Here is a 24,976-nt window from a genome sequence, read left to right as displayed (position 1 = left end):
CTGGTACATGGGAACACGTACCTCGCCGGAAACGCGATGTTTGCGGCGGCGCGCCCTCCTCAGGCAGCATGCATGGTGTGACGGTTCCTCCCGGCGTGCGGTACCCGGCTTATCAGCAGCACTTCGAGACGATCGAAACGCGCGTGCCGACCGTGCGGATCGAGGCACCGGAACCGGTCGCAGCGCCCCAGGAGCGCCAGGACCTGGCCGTCATCGGCCCGATCGCCGCACTGGTGCTCGCACTGACGATCTCGACGCTGGTCCTGGACCACCCCGCCGCGCGCGTCGTGGCCGCCGGGCTCGCGACGCTCGGCCTGGTCGTCGCCGTGGTCCTCATGCTGCTGGGCAAGCGGCCGGAGCCGGGCAGGCACGTCGCCCGGCACCGCACCGAACGCTGATCACTTGAGGGTTGCCAGACCGGCCCGCGCGTACTTCTCGTCCAGGTCACCGCACGGCGCGCCGCCGACCCCGATGCTCGCGACCGGCGCCCCGTCCACCGCGACCGGCACGCCACCGCCCAGGAACAACGTGCCAGGGATGTCCCGCAGCGTCGCGCCCGCGCCCGTCACGCGGCCGGTGAGCTTCGACGTCGCGGCGTTGAACGACACGGCCGTGAACGCCTTGCGCTTGGCCGACTCCTCGGTCTGCGGGCCGGCGCCGTCGCCCGCGAGCAGCACGACGAGGTCGCCGCTGCGGTCGACCACGGCCACGGTGACGCGCTGGTTCTCCTTCTCCGCGGCGTCCAGGGTGGCCTGAGCGGCCTTGACGGCCGCGTCGATGGTGAGCACCTTCTCGGCGCGCGTGGTGGTGTGCTGGTCGGCTGCCGCGTAACCGCCACCGACGGCGAGGACGGCGAGCGTGGCGACTGCGATCTTCCTGATGTCCATGGCGTCGACGATTCCGCAGGTCACGCGCGTTTCCATGGTGGTGACGGTGGAACCTCGGTTCCACCCATCGGTTGACCCGCGCGCCCGGTCCGTTCGCCTGCAGTCCCGGACGTGTGGCTGCACCGGGCGATGCACGCGGGCTTCTACGTGCTGCTGACGGCGTCGGCGGCGCGGTACGTCGCGTATCACGGCGCCGACCTCCTCGTGCTCGGCCTCGCGCTGGGGCTGGGTCTCGCCTATCCGGCCGGCGTGCGCTGGACGAACGCGCTGCCCGTCGTGCTCGCGGTGTGGCTGGTCCTGGTCTGGCTGGCGCCGAGCTTCGGCTGGTGCGCGATCCCGCTGTTCTTCCAGTGCCTGCGCCAGCTCCGGCCGCGGGTGGCGCTGCCGATCGCGGCCGTGCTCACGTTCGCCGTGGTGCTGGCCCAGATCAGGCTGGCCGCGGCGCGCTCGCCCTCGCGGCGCTGGCGAGCTGGTGGTTGCAGCGCAAGGGGTCTCTCCAGCCCTACACCGGCCCGAGCCGCAAGGGCCGGGTCGTGCTGGTCGTGTTCTGGGCGTTGGCGGCCACGGCCACGATGGCGCTGGGCCTGATCCTGTGGGGATTTCCGCTGGCCAGAGAGGGGCTGAACGCGGACGAGTGGGTGATCTACCTGGGCGCCGGGTCGTTCGCCTCGGCCGGGTCGCTCATCGCGGCGCTCACCTTCCTGGCGTGCTGGCGCCGGATCCATTGACAACCAGTTGATCTCCCGCGCGTCCTGACATGTGGAGAGGTTTCACAAGAAGGGGGACAAGACGTTGGTTGTTGACCGTCGCTCGGTTCTGGCACTGGGCGCGGGTGCCGCGCTGGCCGTCGCCGTGCCCGCCCAGGCACACGCTTCGACGATCACCGGCAAGCTGCGTGACCTCGAACGCCAGCACAACGCACGGCTCGGCGTGTTCGCCACTGACACAGGTACCGGCCGCACGGTGCTGCACCGCGCGGACGAGCTGTTTCCGATGGTCTCGACGTTCAAGACTCTCGTGGCCGCGGCGATCCTGCGGCGCGACCACGACGGAACGTTGCTGAACAAGGTGATCCGCTACACGCAGGACGACTGCACGAAGTCCGGCTATGCCAAGATCACGGAAAAGGCGGAGAACCTCGCCAACGGCATGACGGTCTCGGCCCTGTGCGACGCGACCATCACCTACAGCGACAACTGCGCGGCCAACCTGCTCATGCGCGAGCTCGGCGGCCCCACGGCGATCACTCGCTTCTGCCGCTCGATCGGCGACCCGGTGACGCGCCTCGACCGCTGGGAGCCGGACCTGAACTCGGCCGAGCCGGGCCGCGTCACCGACACGACCTCACCGCGCGCCATCGGCCAGAGCTACGCCAGGCTCACCCTGGGCCACGCGCTCAACCGCTCCGACGCCGACCAGCTGACGAAGTGGTTGCTGGCCAACACGACCGGCGACCACCGGATCCGGGCGGGCCTGCCGGCGGCGTGGCGCTGGGGCGACAAGACCGGCACCGGCAAGTACGGCACCACCAACGACGCCGGCATCGCGTTCCCGCCCGGCCGTGCGCCGATCGTGATCGCGGTGCTGTCGACCAAGTCGGTGCCGGACGCCGGCGCGGACGAGCCGCTGGTGGCCAAGACGGCGGAGCTGGTGGCCGGGTTCTTCAGTTGATCAGTCCGTTGACGGAGGTGGATCGCGCGGACTGGGAGGCCGCGGTTCGCGCGTACCACAACGATGCCGGCGGAACGCTGAGCGACGACGTCTACGCCGAGGCCTGGTCGCGGTTGCTCGACGGCACGCGGATCCGCGGTGTCGCGGCCAGGTCGGACGGCGCGATCGTCGGCTTCGCGCACTACTACTTCCACACCGGCATCTGGGCGGACGGCGACTCCCGCTGTTACCTCCACGACCTGTACGTGGCCCCGCAAGCCCGCAGGCGTGGCATCGCGCAGGCGCTGATCGAGTGGGTGGCGCGCGACGCCGAGCAGCACGGTGCCACGCTCCTGCACTGGCACACCAAGGAGGAGAACCCCGCCCGCAGGCTCTACGACAAGGTGGCCGCGTACACGGGCTACATCTCGTACCGCCGGAAGCTCTGAAACCCCCTCGGGCCGGCGCCCCGTCTGATCAGATGGGGCGCATGAGCACCTGGGGGAAAGCAATTGTGCTCGCCGTCGCGCTGGTGGCCACGCTCGTGGCACCAGCGCGCGCGAGCAACAGCATCACCGTGTCCGCGGCGGAGGTGACGCTGCCGCCGGGCAAGAACGCGGCGTCGGTCGACGTCAGCTGGCACACCGACGGCAACCAGACCGTCCAGATCTGGATCCGCGAGACCGGCAAGGCCGCCAAGCTGTGGCGGCAGGAGGTCAACGGCAGCGCCAGCTGGCCGTACCTCCGCGCCGGCACCACGACGACGTTCGAACTGCGCGGCGGCCCGAACTTCGCCACTCTGCTCGGCACCACGAGCAGCACCGGGAAGCTGCCGGGCCGGCTGAGCGCCAGCCGCACGCAGCTCGCGCTCGCACCCGGCGCCACCGGTGAGATCGACCTCGGCTGGGCCACGACGCTGAGCGACGCCCAGGTGTGGGTGTCGCACAACGGAAACCCGCAGAAGCTGTACGCGCAGGGACCGTCCGGGCAGGGCCGGATCACCTGGATCAGCCGTGGCACCACGGTGTTCACGCTCTGGTCCGGCACCGCGCAGGAGCACCTGCTCGACACCCTCGTCGTCACCGCGGGCTCCGGCGCGACCGTCTCGTTCGACCGGCCGACGGTCAAGGCGGGCGACACCGCCACGGTGCGCTGGACCGGCGGCGAGGCACGGCTGGTCAACGACGACGGCACCGAAACCGTGCTCAGCGGCGGATCGGCCGCCATCAGCACGGGAGGAAAAGATCGCAAGGTCGTCAGGGTCTACGAAGGCGGCCAGGTCGTGACGCACGCGAGCCTGACGATCGTTCCGGACGAACGCGGCTGGGCCGGCTTCAACTACCTGCCGGAGCACCAGAACCGGTACCAGGAGTATCTCGAGGACACGACCTGGCCGCAGGTGCGCGATCAGGTCGCGCGCGACTTCGACGTGATCGCGGCCACCGGCGGCACCGTCGCCAGGATCGTGCTGTGGCCGGAGATGAGCAAGAACGCCGCCGCACAAGCCCGCAACCTGGCCGACCTGGCCAACCTCGCGAAGCAGCGGGGGATCCGGCTCGTGGTCGCGTTCGCCAACAGCTGGCTCACCAACCCGAACTGGCAGAGCAACCGCACGAAGTGGGCCGAGTTCGCCACCACCAGCGCGGACTGGATGAACACCTACATCAACGCGCTCGAACCCACCGATGCGGTGCTCTACTACGACCTGCAGAACGAGACGTCCGGCGTGCGCGGGAACCAGCCGAACCTCCAGAGCGCTTACGTGGCAATGGTGTACGACCGCACCGCAGCGCCGAGGGGCAAGCGCGGCGTGTCCGTCATGCACGCGACGACCGACGGCGCGGACCTCGCCGCCGCGCTCGTGGGCAAGCCGGTGGACTTCGTCGACGTGCACGGCTACGGCAACCTCGACCTGCTCGACCCGGCGGTGCGCGGCCTGCGGGAGAAGTTCCCCGCCAGCACCGTGATCGTCGGCGAGATCGGGAAGAGCGCGCCGGACGAGCAGAAGGAACGCGAACAAGCGGACTACACCGGGCAGACGCTGCAGACCGTCGCCGGCCTCCAGGTGCCGATCACCATGGCCTGGGAGCTCTACGACGACCCGCGGATGCCACCGCACCCGAACAGCATCGCCTTCGGCTACCTCACCAAGAACCGCGCCAAGCCGGGATACGGCGTGCTGTGTTCCCGGTGGAGTCTCGTACCGGACTGCGGCACTCCGCGCGAGGCCACCTCAGTGCAGCCGACGACCTTGGAAGTGCACACGAACATCCCGGTGCAGCAAGGAATCCTCACGTCCAACGCCGTCCTGCGCGGCAACGGCACGGCCCGGCTCGTGCTCACCGAGCTCGACTCGTCGGGACGCGAGGTCGCCAGCACGCTCACCGAGCCGGTGGAAATCAGCGGCGAAGGGCTGAACTACTTGCGGCACAAGCAATCCGACCTGCGCCTCCACGACGAGACCAGGTCGGTGCGGATCGCCGTGCGCGCGGAGGGCTCGACGCGGCTGCAGGTGGACGCGCTGACCGCAGACGTCAGGTGATCGGCACCCAGAGCTCGACCACCGTGTGGCGGCGGTAGAACTCGACGAGCGGCCGGGAGGAGTCCCAGGGCCCCAACGCCTTGAGCTCCTCCATGGCCGGTCCGATCCGGCCGTACAGCTCCGGCGGTTCGCCCTCCAGCACCGTTCTCCGGTAGCGGCCACCGGGTAGCACCCCGACGGTCAGGTCGTACGAGTCGCCGGGCTTGCGCGGTGTGCAGACGGTGTAGGTGCCGGCCGTCTCGTCGATGCGCGCGAACATCTTGCGCCCCTTGAGGCCCACGAGGTTCTCGAACCAGTGCCACGCCTCGCCCATCGCGGTGGGCTCGTCCGCGACGGTGTGCTCAAGCACCTCGACGTCGGACCGGGTGATCGGAGCGGTCACAGCGGCGCCTCCCAGAATTCGATCGTCGAATGGCGTCGAACGCGCTCGATCAACCCTAGACCAGCCCGAATCCACCGTCTAACGTGCAATGCGAATCTCGTTCACGTTCCCAAAGGCGGCGGCGATGCGGCGAGCGGTCCTCCTGGTAGTCCTGTTCCTCCTCTCGTTCGTGATCACCCCGGTGCACGCGGAGTCGTTCGACGGCTCCGAGCTCAGGGTGTCCGGCGGGGTGTTCCGCGATGAGCACGGCCGTGAGGTCGTGTTGCGCGGTTTCAACGTCTCGGGCACCGCGAAACTCGCCGAGTACCGCGGCCTGCCGTTCGCGTCCGTGGCCGACGCGCGCAAGTCCGCGTCTGCGATGAAGCAGCTGACCGGCGCCAACGCCGTGCGGTTCCTGCTGACGTGGGCCTGGATCGAACCGCAGCGCGGCCAGATCGACCGCGCGTACCTCGACGGGGTGACGACGCAGCTGCGGGCGTTCACCGATCAGGGGATCCGCGTCTACCTCGACTTCCACCAGGACCTGTACTCGCGGTACCTGTTCAACAAGGACAGCTGGTACACCGGCGACGGCGCCCCGGCGTGGGCGGCGAGCGGTTATCCCAAGGAGTCGTGCGGCCTCTGCTTCCACTGGGGCCAGAACATGAAGAACAACAACGCCGTCACCGCGGCCACCTACGACTTCTGGCACAACCGCAACGGTGTGCAGGACTCGTTCGTCAACGCGGCCGGCGAGGCGCTCAAGCACGTCAAGCAAGCGTTGCCCGCCAACGAGTTCAAGCTCGTCGCCGGTGTCGACCCGCTCAACGAGCCCTACGCGGGCAAGTACGACAGCGGCCAGAACTCGCAGCAGTGGGAGCGCGACCTCCTGATGCCGTTCTACCACCGCTTTCGTGCCGAGATGGACGAGGCGGGCTGGACCACGAAGCCCGCTTTCGTGGAGCCGCTGGTGTTCTGGAACCAGAACGTGGACTTCTTCGCCGAACCCGGCGGGCTCGCACTGGTGCCGACGCTGGGGGAGCGGTTCGTGTTCAACGCGCACTTCTACGACGGCAAGGCGCAGTCGGGCCTGCTGATGCCGGGCAAGGCGGCCGACGGCCAGTACACCCAGGCGTTCCGCACGATCCGCGACCGCGCCACCGCGCTCGGCACCACGTCGATCGTCTCCGAGTTCGGCCACCCGGTCTCCGGCAACACCTCCGACAAGCTCTCCTCGGTGCTCAAGGGGATCTACCAGGGCCTCGACTCGACCGCCCCCGGCGCCCGCTGGTGGTCGGCGCCGCGCGGCAGCGTGATCTCCGGCAGCCAGTGGCACTGGGACGTCAACTACGGCCGCCACCGCGAGCTGATGAACGACAACCCCAACAAGGTCATGACCGACGGCGACGCGATGAACGACGAGCACTTCTCCGCGGTGAAGCTCGACGCGTCCGGCAACCCGGTGCTCACCGTCGAGCGCGCCCTCGTCGACCGCGTCTACCCGCAGGCCGTCGCGGGCACCACGCTCGCGTTCACCTACGAGGACCGCGCCTACCAGACGTGGCAGCAGATCCCGCTGGCCGCGGTGCGCAGCCTGGTCGGCTCGGCGCCGTTCGCGGTGATCGTCTGGGACTCGAACGGCGGGTCCGCGCCGACCGAGCTGCACCTGCCCGCGTCGCTGCGCTCACCGCTGGTCGTGAGCTCGGCACCGTCGACGGTCAGCGGTGACAAGCTGCTGTTGCGGGGAGGCTCGGGACGGCAGTTCGCGCTGGTCACGGCCGCTTCGGGTGGAAACGTCGCGGCGGCGGAGGCCGAGCTGCGGCAGTGGTACCAGAGCTGGTGACTTGCCGCTGGTACGTAGGCTGGTGAAGTGCGAACAAGGCCTACTCTGAGCTGGTCGTCCTCGGGCCCGTCGCTGCCGCGCACCTCCACCCTCACCGACGTCGTGCCGATCGTCGACGAAGGCGGCGTGCTGGTGCTCAGCGGCGCGGGCCTGTCCACGGAGTCCGGCATCCCGGACTACCGCGGCGAGGGCGGCTCCCTGCGCAAGCACACCCCGATGACCTACGAGGAGTTCGCGACGAGCGCCGCGGGCCGCCGGCGGTACTGGGCCCGCAGCCACGTCGGCTGGCGCACCATCGCCCGCGCGCACCCGAACGCCGGCCACCACGCGGTGACCAGGCTGTCGCCGAAGCTGTCCGGCGTCATCACGCAGAACGTCGACGGCCTGCACCAGGCCGCGGGCAGCCAGGACGTCGTGGAGCTGCACGGCGGCCTCGACCGCGTGATCTGCCTGGACTGCAAGCTCCTGTCGCCGCGCGTCGACCTGGACCGCCGGCTGCGCGAGGCGAACCCGACGTTCGCCGCCACCACCGACGAGATCAACCCGGACGGCGACGTGTTCCTGCCGGAGGAGGCCGTGCGCGGCTTCGAGGTCGTCGGCTGCGTGGAGTGCGGCGGCGTCCTCAAGCCCGACGTCGTGTTCTTCGGCGAGAACGTCCCGCGCCCGCGGGTCGAGCAGTGCTACTCGCTCGTGGACAACGCCCGTTCGTTGCTCGTTCTCGGCTCCTCGCTGACGGTGATGTCCGGCCTGCGGTTCGTGCGCCGCGCGGCAGCGGCGGGCATCCCGGTCGTGATCATCAACCGCGGTGAGACGCGTGGTGACCAGTTCGCCTCGTTGCGCGTCGACCTGCCGCTGGGGAAATCGCTCACGGAGCTGGCGGACGTCGTTCTCGGCTAGTTCTGCGCCCGGAACTGGTCCAGCACGCGCCGCTCCCGCTTGGTCGGCCGCCCGGCACCCCGGTCCCGCCGCGCGATGGGAATGTCCGGCGGTGGCGGGGGAGTGCGGTCGATGAAGCACGTGGCCGCGTCCGCTGCGCCCACCCGCTTCTGGATCACCCGGACGACCTCGACGATCCGCGTCTTGTCGCCGACCCGCGCCCGCACCTGGTCACCGGGCACGACGGTCGTCGAGGGCTTCGCCGGCTTGTCGTTGATGCGCACGTGGCCGCCACGGCACGCCTGGGCGGCGTCCGGGCGGGTCTTGGTCAGCCGGACCGCCCACAGCCAACGGTCGATGCGCGTGGACTCCACCCCGCCATCATGGCACCCTCTTCAGATCGTGAAGATCCTGGCGGTCGCCCTCACCCTCGCCGCGTCGTCGCTCACGTCCGTCGGCCCGCTCGGTGAGCTCACCGACCTGGCCGTCGAGCGCGTGCAGGTGGCGGACCTGGTGGCAGCGGCGAAGTTCGGCACGACCCAGCCCATCGACGACCCCGCGCGCGAGCAGCAGGTGCTGGACACGGTGCGCACCAAAGCCACCGCGCTCGGCCTCAACCCCGAGAACGCGGCGCGGTTCTTCCGCGCCCAGATCGAGGCGAACAAGCTGGTGCAGCGCGGTCTTTACGCGCGCTGGACCGAGCACCCGGAGGAAGTTCCGCAGCGCCGTCCTGATCTCGGCACGGAGGTCCGCCCGATCCTGGACCGCCTCACCACCGAGATCCTCGCCGAACTCAAGGACACCGAACGGCTCCGCAAGCCCACGCTCAAGTGCGAGATCCACGCGACGATCGCGGAACGGTCCGCGGTGGTGCTGCACCACCTCGACCGGTTGCACGAGAACGCGTTGGCCGAGGCGATGCGGACGGTGTGTTCGGAGTAGACGCTCAGAACGGCGGCAGCGGGTGGGCGCCTTCCGGGCGCAGTCCGTCGAACAGGATCGCGAGGTAGCGCTCCCACAGCTCGGGCCGCGCGTCCGGCAGGTGCTTGACCACGTCGTTGGGCACGCACATCAGCAACATCACGTCGGTGCCGGTGACGTCGGGCCGCAGCGCGCCCTCAACGCGCGCCCGGTCGACCAGTGCGGTGATGGCCTGCGTCATCTGTTCCTGCGCCGAGCTCACGTCGGCGCCCAGGTCGCCGGACAGGAACGACAGGTCGAGCTGTTGCCGTTGCCGGGCGGCGAACCTCATGAACTCCAGCAGCGCGGCGCCCGCGTCGGCGGCGGTGGACAGTTCGGTGGCCAGCGCGGTCAGCCGCGTGACGCGGTCCAGCACGATGGCCGCGACCAGGTCGTCCTTGGTGGGGAAGTGGCGGAACACCGTGCCCTTCCCCAGCCCTGCCCTGCGCGCGATCGCCGCGACCGGCGCGTCCACCCCGTTCTCCGCGAACTCCTCGACGGCGGCTGCGAGCAGCAGTGAACGGTTCCGAACCGCGTCGGCGCGCAAAGACACGGCACCAGGTTAACAAGTTGACCGTGTGGTCCGCTTTTCCTAAAGTGACCACATGGTCCGTTTAAGCATGAAGGCAGTCCTCGCGACCGACTACGGCCCGCCGGAGAACTACGTGGTCGGGAACGTGCCGGTGCCCAGCCCGGGGCCGGGTCAGCTCCTGGTGCGCATCGCCGCGGCCTCGATCAACCCGGCCGACGTGGTCCTGCCCAGTGGCGCGTACCGGGACGTCACGCCACTCGACTTCCCGCACGTGCCCGGCAACGACTTCGCCGGCACGGTCGTCGAAACCGGCCCCGGCGTCACCGCGTTCCGGGCAGGCGACGAGATCTTCGGACAGGCGGTGCCGCGCGTGCTCAGGGCGATGGCCGGCGCGACGAGGCCGTCGCTGAGCACCGGATCGCTGGCCGAGTACGCGGTTTTCGAGGCCGACACACCGTTGCTGGCGCACCGCCCACCGAACCTGAGCGTCGCGGACGCGGCCGCGCTGGCGACGACGGGTCTGACCGCGCGAGCGCTGATCCTGACCGCGCAACCGAAAGCGGGCGGCACGGCGCTGGTCGTCGGCGCGACCGGAGGCGTCGGCACCGCGCTGGTCCCGTTGCTCGCCGCGGCGGGCGTCACCGTCATCGCCACGGCCACCGCCGAGGACGCCGGCCTGCTGCACGACCTCGGTGCCGCGGACACCATCGGTTACACCGACACCTACCCGGACGGCGTGGACGCGGCGTTCAACCTCGCGGTGCCCGATGATCAGCTGGCCACGATCGCGGCCGCCGTCCGTCCCGGCGGTCAGCTCCTGACCATCACCTACCCGCTGCCCCAGCAGAACCGGCACGACATCGACGTGAAGTTCGTGCTGGACCTCGACGGCGCACTGGGCGGCATGCGCGAAGTCGCCGAAGCGGCCGCGAGCGGTGCGCTGCCCGCGACGATCAGCCGCCGCTACTCCCTCGACGAGGGCCCACAGGCGTGTGCCGACTTCGTTCGCAAGCACACCACCGGCAAGCTCGTCGTCACGGTGTGACCACTGTGGACTGAAGGCCGAGCATGCGCGCCAGCCCGGACACTTCGAGCACCCGAGTCACCTGGGGAGACGCGGCCGACAACCGCAACCGCCCCGCAGCCGCGGAAGCGCGGGCATGTCCGCGCACGAGAGCGCTGATCCCGCTGGAGTCGCAGAAGGTGACGGCGGACAGGTCCAGGACGACGGAGCGGTGGCCCTGGCCGAGGAGGCGGTCGAGCCTGGCGAGCAGTCGTTCCGCGCCGGGGGTGTCGAGCTCGCCGGAGACCACGAGCGTGGTGGAGGCAGGCGTCGACTCGGTGACCGTGACAACGAGCATCCCGCAGTGGTACCCGCGCAGCACGGATCGAAACGCGGTCCGCTGACCGGGTTTCAAGTTGTCGAGTCAACCACAGCCGGCGTTCTCTCGCAGCGCGGCGAAAGGGGACCCCCGCGCCGCCAGAATCGAAGATCTAAAAGCTGGCGTGCGCGTCCACCACCGATCATCGGAATGATTCCTGACGACCTCGTATCCGCTGTGTTACCACGTTTTGGTTCTGGCCAAAAGCTTCGACGACTTTTTCGACCGTCTGGAGACTTGGCGGTGGGGCAGGTGCTTGTTGGGGAGAACAGGTTGCCTGGAAGAGGGGAAACAGGGGGATTACATGAAGAGGCACGTGCGTGACAGTTTCTTCGTCGTGGGCGAAGGTGTGCTGGAATTCGACGACAATGGTGAGGCCACCACGCGTCAGCCCTCCACGGCGGAGGAGTTGCGCAGGTTCCGGTTCTCCCGGCTCGGCCCGAAAGGCCCGCGGACGGACGAGGCGTTGCGCGAAGCACTTGCGCTGGCGATGACGCCGGAGACCGTTGCGCAGCCCGACTCGGAGAACCCGGCGATCCCCGCGGGGTTCACCTACCTAGGCCAGTTCGTCGACCACGACCTGACGATGGACCGCACCGAGTCGCAGCTCGGCCAGGACGTCAACGTGGACGAGCTGATGCAGGGGCGCTCGCCGGCGCTCGACCTCGACTCGGTCTACGGCCGCGGCCCGCGCGACAAGGACGACCAGGCCTTCTACGCCGAGGACGGCGTGAAGCTCAAGATGGGCGTCACGACGGACGTGGGGCCGGGCTTCCCTCCGTTCGAGGGGTTCGACCTGCCGCGCCGCGGTGGGACCACGGGCACACCGGCGGAACGGCGCGCGCCGTTGATCCCGGACGCGCGCAACGACGAGAACCTGGTGATCGCCCAGACGCACCTGGCGTTCATCCGGTTCCACAACCGGGTGGTCGACGAGCTCGCGCTCACCGGCCTCACCGGTGACCGGCTGTTCCGCGCCGCCAAGGAACTCGTGGTGCGGCACTACCAGTGGATGCTGAAGACCGACTTCCTGCCGCGGATCATCGACCCGGCGATCGTGGACGACGTCTTCACCAACGGCCGCAAGTTCTTCGAGGTGCCCGGCAAGCACTACGGCCGCGACAACACGCCGACGATGCCGATCGAGTTCTCGGTCGCGTCCTACCGGCTCGGCCACAGCATGATCCGCGAGCAGTACGAGTGGAACCGGGTGTTCAACTCGGTCCCCGGCATCGGGCTCGTGCCCGGCACGCTGTTCCTGCTGTTCGTGTTCACCGGCACCGCGGGCAACTTCGACCCGAGCTCGCAGGCGCCGGAGGACCTGGACGACGTGAACAGGGGCACCATCTTCACGTTGCCCAGCAACTGGATCGCGGACTTCCGCCGCCTCTTCGACTTCACCGAGGCGGACCGGGACGACCTGGTGCCCCCGGCGGAGTTCGGCGGCGGCAACGTCACCAAGCGGATCGACTCGCTGCTGGTGAACCCGTTGCGGCAGCTGCCGGCCGGCACGTTCGGCGGCCGCGGCACGCAGTTCCCGGAGATTCAGCGAAACCTCGCGTTCCGCAACCTGACCAGGGCGAACATGATGGAGCTCGCCACCGGTCAGCAGATCGCGGAGCTGTTCGGGGTCGAGCCGCTCACCGCCGAGCAGATCCTCGTCGGCAACGGTGGCGCGAACCTGGACTCGCTGACCGAGGAGCAGAAGGCGCAGCTGGTCGAGGCGACGCCGTTGTGGTTCTACGTCCTGCGCGAGGCGGAGGTCAACAACGGCCTGATGGGTCCCGTGGGCGGCCGGCTCACCGCCGAGGTGTTCCACCGGGCCATCGAGGGCAGCCGCATCTCGATCGTGCGCTCGCCGTACTGGCGGCCGACGCTCGGCCCGGATTCCAGCACGTTCCGCATGGTCGACCTGCTGCTGTTCGCCTTCGAGGGCAAGGCCGACCTGCTGAACCCGCTCGGCGACCCGCAACCGGCGCCCGGCAACTGATCTCTCTCGCCCCTCCTGTCTGGCTGGGTGGTGGCAGCCAGACAGGAGAGGGAGATCGATGTTGCGTCCAGAAACCACACGCCGCGAAAGCATGGAGAAGCGGGTCACCCGGTTCGCGAGTGACGCGGGAATTCCACTGCTTCGCATCGGACTGGGGGTCGTGTACCTCTGGTTCGGCGTGCTGAAGCTCTTTCCCGGTGGCAGCCCTGCCCAGGATCTCGTCGACCGCACGGTTTCCGCGCTGACGTTCGGGATCATCCACGGGGATTTGGCGAGAGTGAGTGCCGCGATCACCGAAATCGGGATCGCACTGGTGCTGCTGAGCTTCCGCGCACCGCGGTTGTGCGCGGTCCTGCTGATCGGCCACGTCGTGCTGGTGTCGACACCGCTGGTGTTGTTCCCCGGTGAGATGTGGGCCGGTCCGCTGCAGGCGTCCTTCGAAGCGCAGTACATCCTGAAGAACCTGGTGACCGTCGCCGCCGCGGTGGTCATCGCCTCATCGCACCCGAGGGTGCGATAGCGCGGGAGCCGCTCGATCCCCCAGATCGGGCGGCTCCCGTTGCGGTACGTTGCGATTCATGGGGGGAACGTTCGCGCCATTGGCGCATCCTGCTTTTCGTTGGCTGCTCACAGCCCGTGCCACGACCATGGCGGGCAGCGCGATGGCGCAGATCGCGCTCGTGTTCGCCGTGCGGGACGTGACGACGTCGGTCACCATCCTCGGTGTCGTCGTGGCGTCGCGCTCGATCGCCAACGTGGTGTTCCTGCTGTGGGGCGGCGTCGTCGCGGACCGTCTGCCCCGGCAGTACGTGCTGGTGGGATCGTCCACCGTGTCGGCCGCGAGCCAGGGGCTGCTGGCCGTTCTGGTGCTGACCGGCTCGGTGTCCATCCCGGCGTTCGTGGTGCTGGCGGCGGTCAACGGCATGTCGAGCGCCTTCTCGTTCCCCGCCTCGGCCGCGCTGGTGCCGCAGACGGTGCCCGCCGAGCTGCGGCAGCGGGCGAACGCGTTGCTGCGCCTCGCGTTGAACTCCTCGATGATCGCGGGCTCGTCGCTGGGCGGCCTGCTGATCGCGTTCACCGGACCGGGCTGGGGACTCGCGGTGGACGCGCTGTCGTTCGGCCTGGCCGGTCTGGCCTTCTCGTTCGTGCGCGTACCGGCCTCCAAGGTCGCCGCCGAGCACAAGCCGGGCCTGTGGTCCGAGCTGCGGATCGGCTGGACGGAGTTCGCCTCGCGGACCTGGATCTGGGTCGTGGTCGTGGCCTTCTTCTTCGTCAACGCCGCCTACGCGGGCGGCACGATGGTCCTCGGCCCGGTCATCGCGGACACCGTCATCGGGCGCGAGACGTGGGGACTCGTGCTGGCCGCGCAGACCGCGGGCATGGTCGCCGGCGCGTTCATCGCGATGCGGATCCGCGTGCGGCGCCTGCTGTTGTTCGGCGTCGTGTGCACGGCGGGGTTCGCGGGGCTGCCGCTGGCGCTCGCGCTGCACCCGTCGCCCTGGTTGCTGATGGTCGCCGCGTTCGTCTGCGGGGTGTGCATGGACCAGTTCGGCGTGGCCTGGGAGACCTCGCTGCAGCACCACGTGCCGGCGGACCGGCTCGCGCGGGTCTACTCCTACGACATGCTCGGCTCGATCGCGGCGATTCCGCTGGCCCAGCTCGTCGTCGGGCCGGTGTCGAACGCTGCGGGGATCACCGCGACTCTGCTCGGCTGCGCGGTGGTTCCCGTGGCCGCGGCGCTGTTCATGGTGGCTTCGCGGTCGGTGCGATCGGTGGAGAACACGCCGTCGGCGCAGCCGGTTCACTAGGTTGCTTCCATGGCGCGAAAACTGGGTGTGCTGGCCGGTGTGCTGTTCTGTGCGGGGTGTGGTGGGACCGAGGTGGCGCCTCAGCCGCCGTTGGTGACACCGCCAGTGACCATGTCGCTGCACGCCGCGGAGGTCGTAAGGCCGCCGGCGCGGACGAGCCTGGCGCCGAAGTCCTGCACACCGAACCCCGCGACCGTGCAGGCGATACCTGCTCCGATGATCCCACGGGTGGCGCGTGAACCGTTGTCGCCAGAGGGAAACCTCGCCGGAGCAGGGGTCGCCGCCGAGGTCCGGCCCGAGCTGGAGCGGGTGTGTGCGTCCGGCGACTTCTCCGTGGACACCACGCGGAAAGCGCTTGCACGTCACAACGCCAGGGTGTTCCGCGTCGACGAGTCGATCACCGGCGTGGCGTTCGTGATCACCGTCCCGCAGGCCTGTGTGCTCGGCGAACTGCGACCGGGCCACGTGCGGATCTCCGTGGAGGGGACGACGAAGAGCGGCCTTTGCGAAGGATGAAGTACGCTCGTCTGAGATCCACTTCGAACTGGGGAAGTGTGCATGAACCTCAAGCACGTCACTGTGCTGTGCACCGCGCTGACGCTGACGGGTGCCGCACTGGCGCCGGTGGCCGCCGCGGCCGAGAACAGCCACAAATTGGCTGAGCAGCTGCGTGCGGCGATCGTCGCGCAGAACTTCAAGGACGTCATCGACCTGACACCACCGGAGCCGGGGGCCCGGTCGGCGGCGGGTCCGCGGGAGAAGTACGACGCCTCGCCGGCCGAGCTGATGAACCGGGCGCAGGCGCGGATGGCCGCCGCGGCGGGCAAGCCGTTGCACCAGACGCCGAACATGGACGCGGCGATCATCGAGCTCGACGCGTTCGGCCGGCCGGCTTCGGTGGCGAACGTGCTGCTCAGCCCGCAGTACCCGAACGGCGTCGTGGTGCCGGTCAAGCGCAAGGGCCTGTCGACCGACCAGGTGCGCTACCGCTGGTGGGACGACACCGAGTGGGACGTCAACGGCGGCAAGGGCACCCGTGACGTGCTGGCCGGCCGCGAGAACGCGCCGATCGACTTCTCCTCGCCGTACCCGGCGTCGGTGCTCAAGCTGATGGTGGGCTTCGGCGTGCTGCGCCTGGCCGACGAGGGCCGCGTCGACCTGGACGCCGACTACGTCTACGACCCGAACCCGGTGCGCCCGGCGTGCGGCGGGCCGTCGGTGAAGAAGATCCGGCAGCACTTCGACGAGATGATCACCAAGTCGCAGAACGAGTCGACCTGCGCGCTGATCAAGATGATCCACGACCTCAACGCGTGGGACGCCGTCAACAAGACGTTCGTCGACCTCGGCATGGAGACGCTGACGATCACCGGCACCATTCCCGGCAACGGCGGGCGCTGGATCGGCTCGAACATGAGCGGCCTCGACACCGCGAAGCTCCTGCTGCTGGTCAACGGCGGCGCCGGCACGCTCTGGACGACCGACAAGGGCAAGCAGGTCACGAAGAACGAGCTGTCCTACTCGTCGCGGAAGTTCTTCCAGGAGACGCTGGCGGGCCAGGGCCACAACGAGATGCTGTCCACGCCGAACTGGTGCGGCCGCGACTACCCGGTGCAGGGCATCCCGCAGCAGGTGCCGGCGCGCTGGATCAAGCCGGACGGCACCGTGACCGTCGGCGACGCGGTGTACGACCGCGACGTCCGCCCGTGCAACGAGGCGGCCGAGGTGACGTTCGCGCACAAGACCGGCTGGGTCGACACCACCGGTTCCGACGCGGGCATCGTGAAGTCGTTCCGCGGCAAGGACAAGCGCAACTACGTCGTGGTCGTGTTCTGCAACCTGGGCACCGACTACGTGGACGCCGACCGCCCGGCCGACCCGCCCGGCGTGTTCCCGGTGCTGTACACCCAGAAGTACGCGCAGCTCGGCAAGGCGATCGACAACATCATGAAGAACATCTAGTAGCGACCGGCACCGCGGCGGGTCAGACCGCCGCGGTGCCGATCAGTCCGTTGCGCGTGACCATCTTGGTCAGTTCGTCCTCGGTCAGGTGCTCGGTGTTCTCCGGCCGGCGCGGCAGCACCAGGTACCGCGACTCCGCGTTCGCGTCCCACACCTGGATTTCGGTGGTCTCCGGCAAGGTCAGCCCGAACTGCGCCAGCACCTCGCGCGGGTGACTGACCACTTTGGACCGGTAGGCCGGGCTCTTGTACCAGGTCGGCGACGGCCCGAGCAGTGCGATCGGGTAGCAGCTGCACAGCGTGCACACGATCACGTTGTGGACGCGCTCGGTGTTCTCGACGACGTGCAGCTGTTGCGGCTGCAGCCCGCCGCCCATGGACAACCCGATCTCCGGCAACGCCGCGTTGGCGTCCTGAAGCAGCCTGGCCCGGAACCCGTCGTCCACCCACGCCCGTGCCACGACCCGGAACCCGTTGGCGGGCGAGGCTCGGTGCGTCCACGCCTCCAGCGCCCGATCGAGCTCCTGGGCGTCCAGCAACCCCTTCTCCTCCAGGATCGCTTCCAGCTCCCGCACCCGTGCGGCGATGGGGGAGTCGTCGTGGTCGTCACTCATCGCTGAGGTAGTCCTCCCAGAGGGACAGCGTGACGCTGTGGTCACCCTGCCCGAACAGTTCCTGCGCGGTGAACCTCACCAGGTAGACCTCTTGCTCCTGAACGATCCCTTGCGCGCGCAGGTCCGCCAGCGGGTGCACGCCGTCGCGGTCGAGCACCGTGCCGCGCTTCCCGCGTGCGTAGTGCGGCAGGCGCGTGTGGTGGTCGGGGTCCACATCGGACGTCCGCACCCGGTCGCCGATCCGGTACCGCTCAGACATGGCCTTTCTCCTCGAGCAGGGTCTGGATCGCCCGGAACCAGTTCTCGTAGTAGGACGACTCGTGCGACATCGTGCGCTCGACGGCGTCCCGGAACTCGTCCAGGTTGTAGAGGCCACGCCCGATCAGGGCTCGGTTCATGGCGAAGACGTGCGCTTCCCAGTCCGCGTGGAAGGTGGGCTCGTCCAGTTCCTCCACGACCGGCCCGAAGCCGTCCTGCCCGCCGACGTCGTTGATCCTCGGCATCTCACCTCCTGCGCTCCACCAGATTCTGCGCCGCCTCCGCCCAGTTCGGGAAGTGGAACTCGAACCCGGCTTCCCGCAACCGCGTCGGCACGACCCGGCGGCTCTTCAGCAGCAGCTCGGTGTCGGTCCCGATCACGGCCGCCCCGATCTCCGCCATCCACCTCGTGGCGGGCAGTCCCACCGGCACCCGCCAGGCCTTGCGCAGGTCGCGCATGAAGTCCTGCTGCGACAACGGGTTGGGCGCGGCGAGGTTCACCGGTCCCGCGATCGGCTCCCTGATCAGCAGCGCGATCGCGCGCACGAAGTCCTCGTCGTGGATCCACGACATGTACTGCCGCCCACCCCCGACCGCGCCGCCGAGCCCGAGTCGCGCGATCCACGACAGGTGGTCGAACGCGCCACCGCGGTCCGGGCTCATCACCATCGCCGCTCGCAGCGCGACCTTGCGCGTGTGCGGGGTGTCCGCGTTGTCGAGCTCGGCCTCCCAGTTCTTCGCGATGTCGATGCTGAACGCCCAGTAGCCCGGCGCACCCGGCTCGTGCCCGCCGATGATCCCGCTCACCTCGTCGTTCGGCGCGTCGAACCGGTGCGCGTAAATCGTCGCGGTGCTCATCTGCAGCCACACCTTCGGCGGGTTGTCCGCCTTCGCGATGGCCTCGCCCACGACCCGCGCCGACTCGACCCGCGAGCGCATCATCTCGGCGAGGTTCTCCTTGGTGTACCGGCAGCTCACGCTCCGTCCGGCCAGGTTGACCACCACGTCCGCGCCGTCGACCTCGCGGGCCCACGCGCCCAGCGTCCGGCCGTCCCACCGCACGCCACTGCTGCGGCTGACGATCACCACCTCGTGCCCGGCCTTGGTCAACGCCCGGCGCAGCACGCCACCGATCTGCCCGGTGCCGCCTGGAATCACGATCTTCATGTCTGCCCCCTCGGACGCCGAAGCTAGCCCCGCCTTGCTGAGAAATCGCTGTGGGTGGTGCGCCTGCCAACTTTCGCGTCGTTCGTCTCCGAACCCGTCACGCGAACGACCAGGGTTGGCTACCTTCGTCGCTGGTCCGTCCGCTGTGGGGAGAACGAACGTGGACATCGCGGCACTGGCAGCGCAAGCGATCGGCTTGATCAGCACCTACCTGGTGGGGGTCGCGTCCGGCGCCGCCGATCAACTCAAGGACAGCGCCACGGGCGGGTTGCACCGGCTCGTGACCGGCAAGCTCCGCCAGACCAAGCTGGGCGAGGCCGTGCTCGACGGCCTGGAGGAGGAACCGTCGGCGCCGGAACGCCAGGCCATGGCGGCCAACGCGCTGACCGAGGCGGCCAACGCCGACACGGCGTTCGCCGAACAGCTGGCCGCGGCGGTCAACACGGTCGTGGTGTCCCAGAGCACCGCGGACCAGTCGATGGTGCAGAACCAGGCCAACGTTCACGCGGCCGGTGCCGTCACCATGACGCGGTCGGTCATCGCCGGCGGTGCGGTGAACCAGTCGCGCACCATGAAGTTCGCCTTCGGCGGCGTCGTACTGGTCGTCGTGCTGGTCCTGGCCATCGTCTTCCTGGTGCGGAGCACCAAGCCCGACCGTCCCGCCCTCGACCCGGACGCCCAGATCGAGGAGATCGGCGTCAAGGCGGGCGAGGAGGGTGCTCGCGAGTCGGCCCGCGCCTACCTGGACGCCTGGAGCGTCGGGAACGCGGACCTCGCGTGCAAGCTGCTCGAGACCGGTGACGCGACGAACTTCGGTTTCCGCGTCGGCGGCTGCACCGAAGGCGTGCGGCAGTACCACGAGCGCATGTCACCCGAGAAGCGCGACCAGCTCAGGAACATCGAGATCGCGTCCGTCAAGATGTCGAACGAGAAATCGGCCAGGGTGACTCTCGCCGGCGAAGTCCCGGTCGTCGGAGAGGAGTTCCGGCTCAGGTACCTGAACGGCCGGTGGCTCGTCACCGACATCCCGCAGAAATGATGATCTGACGTTCGCCGGGTTATGCTCGCGACAAAACGCTCAAACGAACAGGGCGGGCACCCATGCGCGAACCCAGCGACACGAGGCGGCAGCGAATCCTGGCCGTCGTCGCGTCGCGGGGCACCGTCAAGGTGAGCGATCTGGCGAGCGAGCTGGACGTTTCGATCGTCACGATCCGGCGCGACGTCGAGGAGCTGGCCAGGCTCGGCCGGCTGCGCAGGGGGCACGGAGTCGCTCGTTCGCTCACCCCCGTCGAACAGCCGGTGCCCGCCAAGGCGGCGAACGGCGCGGTGGCGTTGGTCGTGCCGGAACGGCACACGTACCTGTACGAGACGATGAACGGCGCCCGCAAGGTGCTCGAAGAAGCGGGCGTGCGGGTGGTGCTGCACATCGCGCCGCAGGTCAAGGGCGCCGAGCAGCCGATCGTCGAGCGCGCGCTGCAGGAGCCGGTGCAAGGGCTGCTGATCGCACCGCGATGGCGCACGCACGAGGAAGAACGAGCGGACGGCTGGCTCGCCGAGACCGGTGTGCCGACGGTCCTGATGGAACGCCGGCCGAGCGGGCGGCTCCGCGCGATGAACTCGGTGTGCTCGGACCACTGGTACGGCATGCACCTGGCCGTGCAGCACCTGACGGATCTCGGTCACCGGCGGATCGTGCTGGCGGCGCGCGACGACAGCCCGACGGCTCGGGCACTCAGGGCGGCTTTCCGGGAGATCTCGAAGGACCTCGAAGACGCGATCACCGTCGGCAGTTCGCCCGACACCGGGCTGGTCGGCATCCTGCGGGCGCACCGGGCGACCGCGACGATCCTACACGGCGACGTGGACGCGTTGATGCTGGTCCAGCAGCTCGCGGAGGCCGGGATCAAGGTGCCGGAGCGGTGCTCGGTCGTGGCGTACGACGACGTCGTGGCGGCGTTGGGCAGCATCCCGCTGACGGCCGTCGCACCGCCCAAGACCGAGGTCGGCAGGGTGGCCGCGCAGTTGTTGCTGCAGCAGCTGAGCAGCCCGGCCCAGACGGCGGAACGCATCGAGTTGCTGCCCGAGTTGAAGATCCGGTCATCGACTGAGCGTTTGACCGTTTCTTGACGCAAAACCGATCAGGCGATCAGGATGCGATCCATGCGCCTGAGTCGTCGCACCCTCCTCGCGGCAGGTCTCACGGCACCGCTGGCGGCCTGTTCCACTCCGCAACGCCGCGGTACCGGGGGCCCGGTCGAGATCACGTTCTGGTCGGCACTGCGCGGTAGCCAGCAGGTCGTCGACGCGTTCAACTCCTCGCAGAACCGCATCAAGGTGATCTTCCAGCAGATCCCCTCCGGCGGTCAGGGCGGCTACGCGAAGCTCAGCAACGCCGCTCGTGCCGGCAACGCACCCGACGTCGCCACCATCGAGTACCCGCAGGTGCCCGGCTACGCCATCGACGGTGTGGCCCGCGACATCACCGACCTCGTCACCGACCGCCTCAAGCAGAAGCTGCTGCCCCAGGCGCTCAAGCTCACGACGTTCGACAACCGCGTGTTCAGCGTCCCCCTCGACATCGAGCCGATGGTGTTGCACTACCGCGCGGACCTGTTCGAGGCCAACGGTTTCCGGATCCCCGCGACGTGGGACGAGTTCACCGAACTCGCCAGAGCCGTCAAAGCCAAGTCCCCCACCAAGAAGCTCGTGCTGTTCCCGACCGACGGCGCCATGCAGTTCGCCTGCTTCGCCTGGCAGGCCGGCGCGAGGTGGTTCGACACGAGCAACGGCAAGTGGCAGGTCTCGCTCGCGGACACCCCGACGAAGAAGGTCGCCGCCTACTGGCAGGGCCTGATCGACGAGGATCTGGTGTACCGCAACGCGAGCGACAGCAAGCAGCACGACGCCCAGCTCGGCCAGGACCTGATCCTGACCAGGCTGAGCGGCGCGTGGGACGCGGGCGCGCAGATGCGGGCGCGGCCGGGCCAGAAGGGCAAGTGGCGCATCGCCCCCATGCCGGTCTGGGACGAGCCGGTGGTCGGCACGCACGGCGGTTCGACGTTCGCGGTCACCAAGGACTCCGCGCAACCCGAGGCAGCCATGGAGTTCATCGAGTGGCAGACCACCCACCCCGCCGCGCTCACCGCACGCCTCAAGAGCGGCACCAGCAGCCAGTACCCGGTCGCTCCCGGCCTGGTCGACACGGGCGCCAAGGCGTTCCCCGGCGAGTACTACGGCGGCCAGGACGTCTACGGGCTCTTCAAACAGGAGGCCGACAAGATCCGGGACGGCTGGGTGTGGGGGCCGCGGATGACGGCCACCCAACGGGTCATGCAGGACGGCTTCGCGAAAGCCGGTGCGGGTGAAGGCACCCTGATCGACGCCGTGCGAGCAGCCCAGAGCGGCACCATGCCCGACCTCAAAGCGCTCGGACTGTCCACAGAGGAGGTCGAGCGGTGAAGGGCAAACTCGCCTGTGCCGTGCTGATGGCGCCGTTCCTGCTGTTGCTGGTCACGGTGTTCCTGATCCCGACGGGGACCGCGATCTGGCTGAGCTTCTTCGCCCAGGACCAGCCCGGCCTCGGGTTCGGTCCGGAGAGCACGGTCTTCGTCGGCGTCCGCAGCTACGTGGCGGTGCTGAGCGATCCGACGTTCCGGGGCGGCCTGCTCACCGTCGTGCTGTACTGCCTGATCTACATCCCGATCATGGTCATCGGCGCGCTGGCCCTCGCGCTGCTGCTGGACTCCGGCGTCGCGAAGCTGCGCGGCTGGGCCCAGATGGGGCTGTACCTGCCGCACGCGGTGCCCGGCATCATCGCGGCCCTGATCTGGCTCTACCTCTACACGCCCGGGCTGAGCCCGATCATCGACCTGTTCGCTCGTGGCGACATCCACCTCAACTTCCTCGGCATCAACACCGTGCTTCCGTCGATCGTGAACATCGCGCTGTGGAGCAACCTCGGCTACAACATGGTGATCTTCTACGCCGCTCTCCAGGCCGTGCCGCGGGAGGTGCTCGAAGCGTCCGTTGTGGACGGTGCGGGTCCGGTCAAGCAGGCCGTCCGGATCAAGACACCGCTGGTGCGCGGCGCGATCGTCACAGTCGGCATCTTCACGCTCATCTGGGCGTTGCAGCTGTTCACCGAACCCGTGCTGCTCAGCCAGTCCACCCCGATGATCAGCGCCAGGTTCTCGCCGAGCATGTACATCTACGACGCCGCCTTCACCCGCAACAACTACGGCCTCGCCGCCGCCGCGTCCGTGATCCTGCTGGCCTTCACGATCGCGCTCTCCTACGGCGTCACGCGCTGGACGAACAGGAAGGCCGCCTGATGACCCTCCTCGGCCGCACCACGGTCAACTTCGTCGTCGGCGTCGCGGTGCTCTACACGCTGCTGCCGGTGCTGTGGCTGCTCCTCGCGTCCACCAAGAACGTCGACGCCCTGTTCCAGAGCGACCTGTTGTCCCTCAGCAACTTCTCGTTCGTGGACAACGTCGAAGAGCTCTTCGCGATGGACAAGGGCCTCTACAGCCGCTGGTACCTGAACAGCGTCCTGTACGCGGTCGTCGGCGCCGCGGCGAGCGCGTTCATCTCGATGGCCGCGGGTTACGCGTTCGACAAGTACGCCTTCCGGCACAAGGAAAAGCTCTTCGGTCTGGTCCTCGCTGCCGTGATGGTGCCGCAGACCGTGCTCGCGCTGCCGCTGTACCTCATGGCGTCCGGAACCGGCCTGGTCAACACGTTCTGGGCGGTGTTCATCCCGGTGCTGTTCAACCCGTTCGGCGTCTACCTCGGCCGCGTCTTCAGCCAGGGCTACGTCCCGGACGAGGTGCTGGAAGCCGCGCGCATCGACGGCGCCGGCGACCTCGCCACGTACTTCAGGGTCGCGCTGCGCATGCTCGGCCCCGGCCTGGTCACGCTGTTCCTGTTCCAGCTCACCGCGATCTGGAACAACTTCTTCCTGCCCATGGTCATGCTGTCCGACCAGAAGCTCTACCCGGTGAGCCTCGGCCTGTACCAGTGGAACAGCTCCGCCACGGTGAGCCCCGAGTACTACCCGGTGGTGATCATGGGCTCGCTGTTCGCCGTGCTGCCGCTGATCCTCGCGTTCCTGCTGCTGCAACGCTTCTGGCGCGCCGGCCTGACCGCGGGAGCCGTCAAGTGAGGGCCGCGGGTGCGATGTCGGCGGACGCCGCCGCCACCGTCCTCGCACCCGTGCTCGACGACCTCAGGGCTCTTTGCGACTTCGGCCCGATCACCGGGGAGCTCGCCGAGCTCCCGGACGTCGACCTGCTCGTCACCGGCTGGGGTTGCCCGCCGATCACTCAGGACGCGTTGGCACGCTTGCCCAGCCTGCGGGCGATCGTGCACACCGCCGGTTCCGTGCGGGGCTTCGTCACCGACGCCTGCTGGGACCGCGGCATCGCGGTCTCGTCCGCCGCCTCGGCCAACGCGCTGCCGGTCGCCGAGTACACCGTCGCGATGATCCTCCTGACCGGCAAACGCGTGCTCGAACGAGCTCGTTCCTACCGGTCTGTCAAGCAGGTCGACCACTACGCCATTCCACCGACCGTCGGCAACTACGGTGCCACGATCGGCATCCTGTCCGCGTCGACGATCGGCCGCCGCGTGATCGAGCTGCTGAGGCCCTACGACTTCCACGTGCTGATGCACGACCCGTTCGTGACCGAAGTGGACGGTGCCGAGTCAGTGGGCCTCACCGAGCTGTTCCGCCGCAGCGATGTGGTCAGCGTGCACACACCGTTGCTGCCGGAAACTCGAGGCCTGGTGAGCGGCGAGCTGCTCGGCCTGCTGAGGGACGACGCGGTGCTGATCAACACCGCCCGCGGCGCGGTGCTCGACCAGGACGCGCTGGTCGCCGAGGCGGGCCGGATCCGCGCGGTGCTCGACGTGACCGACCCCGAGGTGCTGCCTGCGGACCACCCGTTGTGGCGCAGCGAGAACGTGCTGATCACGCCTCATCTGGCCGGTTCGCAGGGCAACGAGTGGGGCCGGCTGGCCAATCACGCCGTGGCTGAAGTGCGCAGGTGGGTCAACGGTGAGCAGTTCGCCACCCCCGTGCCCGCTGGGCGCAGGGAACGGATCGCGTGAAGCCGCCGACCAGGAACCCAGTGCCAGCGGA

General features: G+C 69.0%; 30 protein-coding genes. 21 read left to right on the top strand and 9 right to left on the bottom strand.

What is annotated here, in order from left to right; all coding sequences use genetic code 11:
- The first annotated feature begins 77 nt into the window (after window positions 1-77).
- The gene (locus DI276_RS35215; protein ID WP_157985121.1) at window positions 78-398 is read left to right on the top strand and encodes a hypothetical protein; all 321 of its coding nucleotides are present in this window, start codon (window positions 78-80) and stop codon (window positions 396-398) included.
- Here the strand turns inward: DI276_RS35215 and DI276_RS35210 are convergent, their stop codons facing one another.
- On the bottom strand, window positions 399-923 hold the full coding sequence (locus DI276_RS35210) for a GlcG/HbpS family heme-binding protein (RefSeq protein ID WP_112271683.1): 525 nt from the start codon (window positions 921-923) through the stop codon (window positions 399-401).
- Window positions 924-998: 75 nt separating this feature from the next.
- Between DI276_RS35210 and DI276_RS35205 the strand changes: the two genes are divergently transcribed.
- The 5 genes from DI276_RS35205 to DI276_RS35190 all read left to right on the top strand — a co-directional run bounded on the left by DI276_RS35205 (window position 999) and on the right by DI276_RS35190 (window position 5,079).
- Window positions 999-1,475 (top strand): hypothetical protein, encoded by a 477-nt coding sequence (locus tag DI276_RS35205; protein WP_112271681.1) that lies wholly within the window; start codon window positions 999-1,001, stop codon window positions 1,473-1,475.
- Complete coding sequence (locus DI276_RS50375; RefSeq protein WP_157985120.1) at window positions 1,421-1,615, top strand: hypothetical protein; 195 nt, start codon at window positions 1,421-1,423, stop codon at window positions 1,613-1,615. Before DI276_RS35205 ends, DI276_RS50375 begins: the two co-directional genes overlap by 55 nt.
- A gap of 64 nt (window positions 1,616-1,679) precedes the next feature.
- Window positions 1,680-2,558, top strand: a complete 879-nt coding sequence (gene bla, locus DI276_RS35200) for a class A beta-lactamase (RefSeq protein WP_112272382.1) — start codon at window positions 1,680-1,682, stop codon at window positions 2,556-2,558.
- A 17-nt stretch (window positions 2,559-2,575) separates the two neighbouring features.
- Window positions 2,576-2,986, top strand: coding sequence for a GNAT family N-acetyltransferase (locus DI276_RS35195; RefSeq protein WP_232837179.1), 411 nt, complete (start codon window positions 2,576-2,578; stop codon window positions 2,984-2,986).
- Window positions 2,987-3,027: 41 nt separating this feature from the next.
- Window positions 3,028-5,079: a hypothetical protein gene (locus DI276_RS35190; protein WP_157985119.1), complete on the top strand. Its 2,052-nt coding sequence runs from the start codon at window positions 3,028-3,030 to the stop codon at window positions 5,077-5,079.
- Here DI276_RS35190 and DI276_RS35185 read toward each other — a convergent pair.
- Window positions 5,072-5,461: a GyrI-like domain-containing protein gene (locus DI276_RS35185; RefSeq protein ID WP_112271675.1), complete on the bottom strand. Its 390-nt coding sequence runs from the start codon at window positions 5,459-5,461 to the stop codon at window positions 5,072-5,074. The genes DI276_RS35190 and DI276_RS35185 overlap by 8 nt on opposite strands.
- Window positions 5,462-5,585: 124 nt before the next feature.
- On the opposite strand from DI276_RS35185, the gene DI276_RS35180 reads away from it, so the two are divergent.
- Window positions 5,586-7,283: a cellulase family glycosylhydrolase gene (locus DI276_RS35180; RefSeq protein ID WP_112272380.1), complete on the top strand. Its 1,698-nt coding sequence runs from the start codon at window positions 5,586-5,588 to the stop codon at window positions 7,281-7,283.
- A gap of 27 nt (window positions 7,284-7,310) precedes the next feature.
- Window positions 7,311-8,180 carry an NAD-dependent protein deacetylase gene (locus DI276_RS35175; protein ID WP_112271673.1) on the top strand — a complete coding sequence of 290 codons (870 nt, stop codon included), beginning with the start codon at window positions 7,311-7,313 and terminating at the stop codon, window positions 8,178-8,180.
- Here DI276_RS35175 and DI276_RS35170 read toward each other — a convergent pair.
- Entirely contained in the window at window positions 8,177-8,533 is a 357-nt protein-coding gene (locus tag DI276_RS35170) for an RNA-binding S4 domain-containing protein (RefSeq protein WP_112271671.1), read from the bottom strand. The genes DI276_RS35175 and DI276_RS35170 overlap by 4 nt on opposite strands.
- Window positions 8,534-8,561: 28 nt before the next feature.
- Between DI276_RS35170 and DI276_RS35165 the strand changes: the two genes are divergently transcribed.
- Entirely contained in the window at window positions 8,562-9,101 is a 540-nt protein-coding gene (locus DI276_RS35165) for a chorismate mutase (RefSeq protein WP_232837136.1), read from the top strand.
- Window positions 9,102-9,105: 4 nt separating this feature from the next.
- Here the strand turns inward: DI276_RS35165 and DI276_RS35160 are convergent, their stop codons facing one another.
- On the bottom strand, window positions 9,106-9,672 hold the full coding sequence (locus DI276_RS35160; protein WP_112271657.1) for a TetR/AcrR family transcriptional regulator: 567 nt from the start codon (window positions 9,670-9,672) through the stop codon (window positions 9,106-9,108).
- Window positions 9,673-9,739: 67 nt separating this feature from the next.
- On the opposite strand from DI276_RS35160, the gene DI276_RS35155 reads away from it, so the two are divergent.
- Entirely contained in the window at window positions 9,740-10,696 is a 957-nt protein-coding gene (locus tag DI276_RS35155) for an NADP-dependent oxidoreductase (RefSeq protein ID WP_112271655.1), read from the top strand.
- On the opposite strand, the gene DI276_RS35150 is transcribed toward DI276_RS35155, so the two are convergent.
- On the bottom strand, window positions 10,686-11,012 hold the full coding sequence (locus DI276_RS35150) for an STAS domain-containing protein (protein ID WP_112272378.1): 327 nt from the start codon (window positions 11,010-11,012) through the stop codon (window positions 10,686-10,688). The two genes, DI276_RS35155 and DI276_RS35150, sit on opposite strands and share 11 nt — an antisense overlap.
- 325 nt (window positions 11,013-11,337) lie before the next feature.
- On the opposite strand from DI276_RS35150, the gene DI276_RS35145 reads away from it, so the two are divergent.
- Genes DI276_RS35145 through DI276_RS35125 form a run of 5 tightly spaced genes read left to right on the top strand, consistent with a single transcriptional unit; the run spans window position 11,338 to window position 16,793 of the window.
- Window positions 11,338-13,023 (top strand): peroxidase family protein, encoded by a 1,686-nt coding sequence (locus DI276_RS35145; protein ID WP_112271653.1) that lies wholly within the window; start codon window positions 11,338-11,340, stop codon window positions 13,021-13,023.
- A 58-nt stretch (window positions 13,024-13,081) separates the two neighbouring features.
- Window positions 13,082-13,543, top strand: a complete 462-nt coding sequence (locus DI276_RS35140) for a DoxX family protein (protein WP_157985118.1) — start codon at window positions 13,082-13,084, stop codon at window positions 13,541-13,543.
- Between the two features lie 58 nt (window positions 13,544-13,601).
- Window positions 13,602-14,831 carry an MFS transporter gene (locus DI276_RS35135; protein WP_112271639.1) on the top strand — a complete coding sequence of 410 codons (1,230 nt, stop codon included), beginning with the start codon at window positions 13,602-13,604 and terminating at the stop codon, window positions 14,829-14,831.
- Between the two features lie 9 nt (window positions 14,832-14,840).
- Window positions 14,841-15,347 (top strand): hypothetical protein, encoded by a 507-nt coding sequence (locus DI276_RS50370; RefSeq protein WP_157985117.1) that lies wholly within the window; start codon window positions 14,841-14,843, stop codon window positions 15,345-15,347.
- Between the two features lie 42 nt (window positions 15,348-15,389).
- Entirely contained in the window at window positions 15,390-16,793 is a 1,404-nt protein-coding gene (locus DI276_RS35125) for a serine hydrolase (RefSeq protein ID WP_112271635.1), read from the top strand.
- A gap of 22 nt (window positions 16,794-16,815) precedes the next feature.
- Here DI276_RS35125 and DI276_RS35120 read toward each other — a convergent pair whose 3' ends face one another.
- Genes DI276_RS35120 through DI276_RS35105 form a run of 4 tightly spaced genes read right to left on the bottom strand, consistent with a single transcriptional unit; the run spans window position 16,816 to window position 18,831 of the window.
- Window positions 16,816-17,406 (bottom strand): nitrile hydratase subunit alpha, encoded by a 591-nt coding sequence (locus DI276_RS35120; protein WP_112271633.1) that lies wholly within the window; start codon window positions 17,404-17,406, stop codon window positions 16,816-16,818.
- Window positions 17,399-17,665 carry an SH3-like domain-containing protein gene (locus DI276_RS53320; RefSeq protein ID WP_112271631.1) on the bottom strand — a complete coding sequence of 89 codons (267 nt, stop codon included), beginning with the start codon at window positions 17,663-17,665 and terminating at the stop codon, window positions 17,399-17,401. The genes DI276_RS35120 and DI276_RS53320 overlap by 8 nt, the downstream gene beginning before the upstream one ends.
- A complete protein-coding gene (locus tag DI276_RS53315; RefSeq protein ID WP_112271628.1) occupies window positions 17,658-17,909 on the bottom strand; it encodes an SH3-like domain-containing protein in 252 nt (83 codons plus the stop codon). Before DI276_RS53315 ends, DI276_RS53320 begins: the two co-directional genes overlap by 8 nt.
- A gap of 1 nt (window position 17,910) precedes the next feature.
- Window positions 17,911-18,831, bottom strand: a complete 921-nt coding sequence (locus DI276_RS35105) for a TIGR01777 family oxidoreductase (RefSeq protein WP_112271626.1) — start codon at window positions 18,829-18,831, stop codon at window positions 17,911-17,913.
- 160 nt (window positions 18,832-18,991) lie between these two features.
- On the opposite strand from DI276_RS35105, the gene DI276_RS35100 reads away from it, so the two are divergent.
- The 6 genes from DI276_RS35100 to DI276_RS35075 all read left to right on the top strand — a co-directional run bounded on the left by DI276_RS35100 (window position 18,992) and on the right by DI276_RS35075 (window position 24,945).
- Entirely contained in the window at window positions 18,992-19,870 is an 879-nt protein-coding gene (locus DI276_RS35100) for a hypothetical protein (RefSeq protein ID WP_112271624.1), read from the top strand.
- 62 nt (window positions 19,871-19,932) lie between these two features.
- Window positions 19,933-20,961: a substrate-binding domain-containing protein gene (locus tag DI276_RS35095; protein WP_112271622.1), complete on the top strand. Its 1,029-nt coding sequence runs from the start codon at window positions 19,933-19,935 to the stop codon at window positions 20,959-20,961.
- Between the two features lie 33 nt (window positions 20,962-20,994).
- On the top strand, window positions 20,995-22,293 hold the full coding sequence (locus tag DI276_RS35090) for an ABC transporter substrate-binding protein (RefSeq protein WP_112271620.1): 1,299 nt from the start codon (window positions 20,995-20,997) through the stop codon (window positions 22,291-22,293).
- Window positions 22,290-23,165, top strand: a complete 876-nt coding sequence (locus tag DI276_RS35085; protein WP_232837135.1) for a carbohydrate ABC transporter permease — start codon at window positions 22,290-22,292, stop codon at window positions 23,163-23,165. Before DI276_RS35090 ends, DI276_RS35085 begins: the two co-directional genes overlap by 4 nt.
- Window positions 23,165-23,998: a carbohydrate ABC transporter permease gene (locus tag DI276_RS35080; RefSeq protein ID WP_112271618.1), complete on the top strand. Its 834-nt coding sequence runs from the start codon at window positions 23,165-23,167 to the stop codon at window positions 23,996-23,998. Before DI276_RS35085 ends, DI276_RS35080 begins: the two co-directional genes overlap by 1 nt.
- Window positions 23,995-24,945: a hydroxyacid dehydrogenase gene (locus DI276_RS35075; protein ID WP_232837134.1), complete on the top strand. Its 951-nt coding sequence runs from the start codon at window positions 23,995-23,997 to the stop codon at window positions 24,943-24,945. The genes DI276_RS35080 and DI276_RS35075 overlap by 4 nt, the downstream gene beginning before the upstream one ends.
- Window positions 24,946-24,976 lie beyond the last annotated feature (31 nt).

The sequence above is a fragment of the Lentzea terrae genome (assembly GCF_003265345.1).
Taxonomy (GTDB): domain Bacteria; phylum Actinomycetota; class Actinomycetes; order Mycobacteriales; family Pseudonocardiaceae; genus Lentzea; species Lentzea terrae.
This window is presented reverse-complemented; position numbering and strand designations above follow the sequence as displayed.

What these genes read in the sequence shown, in the direction of transcription:
- DI276_RS35210 (WP_112271683.1), bottom strand. Translation starts at nt 923, where the DNA reads ATGGAAACGCGCGTGACCTGCGGAATCGTCGACGCCATGGACATCAGG.
- DI276_RS35190 (WP_157985119.1), top strand. Translation starts at nt 3,028, where the DNA reads ATGAGCACCTGGGGGAAAGCAATTGTGCTCGCCGTCGCGCTGGTGGCC.
- DI276_RS35180 (WP_112272380.1), top strand. Translation starts at nt 5,586, where the DNA reads ATGCGGCGAGCGGTCCTCCTGGTAGTCCTGTTCCTCCTCTCGTTCGTG.
- DI276_RS35155 (WP_112271655.1), top strand. Translation starts at nt 9,740, where the DNA reads ATGAAGGCAGTCCTCGCGACCGACTACGGCCCGCCGGAGAACTACGTG.
- DI276_RS35150 (WP_112272378.1), bottom strand. Translation starts at nt 11,012, where the DNA reads ATGCTCGTTGTCACGGTCACCGAGTCGACGCCTGCCTCCACCACGCTC.
- DI276_RS35145 (WP_112271653.1), top strand. Translation starts at nt 11,338, where the DNA reads ATGAAGAGGCACGTGCGTGACAGTTTCTTCGTCGTGGGCGAAGGTGTG.
- DI276_RS35140 (WP_157985118.1), top strand. Translation starts at nt 13,082, where the DNA reads ATGTTGCGTCCAGAAACCACACGCCGCGAAAGCATGGAGAAGCGGGTC.
- DI276_RS35135 (WP_112271639.1), top strand. Translation starts at nt 13,602, where the DNA reads ATGGGGGGAACGTTCGCGCCATTGGCGCATCCTGCTTTTCGTTGGCTG.
- DI276_RS50370 (WP_157985117.1), top strand. Translation starts at nt 14,841, where the DNA reads ATGGCGCGAAAACTGGGTGTGCTGGCCGGTGTGCTGTTCTGTGCGGGG.
- DI276_RS35125 (WP_112271635.1), top strand. Translation starts at nt 15,390, where the DNA reads ATGAACCTCAAGCACGTCACTGTGCTGTGCACCGCGCTGACGCTGACG.
- DI276_RS35120 (WP_112271633.1), bottom strand. Translation starts at nt 17,406, where the DNA reads ATGAGTGACGACCACGACGACTCCCCCATCGCCGCACGGGTGCGGGAG.
- DI276_RS53320 (WP_112271631.1), bottom strand. Translation starts at nt 17,665, where the DNA reads ATGTCTGAGCGGTACCGGATCGGCGACCGGGTGCGGACGTCCGATGTG.
- DI276_RS53315 (WP_112271628.1), bottom strand. Translation starts at nt 17,909, where the DNA reads ATGCCGAGGATCAACGACGTCGGCGGGCAGGACGGCTTCGGGCCGGTC.
- DI276_RS35105 (WP_112271626.1), bottom strand. Translation starts at nt 18,831, where the DNA reads ATGAAGATCGTGATTCCAGGCGGCACCGGGCAGATCGGTGGCGTGCTG.
- DI276_RS35095 (WP_112271622.1), top strand. Translation starts at nt 19,933, where the DNA reads ATGCGCGAACCCAGCGACACGAGGCGGCAGCGAATCCTGGCCGTCGTC.
- DI276_RS35090 (WP_112271620.1), top strand. Translation starts at nt 20,995, where the DNA reads ATGCGCCTGAGTCGTCGCACCCTCCTCGCGGCAGGTCTCACGGCACCG.
- DI276_RS35080 (WP_112271618.1), top strand. Translation starts at nt 23,165, where the DNA reads ATGACCCTCCTCGGCCGCACCACGGTCAACTTCGTCGTCGGCGTCGCG.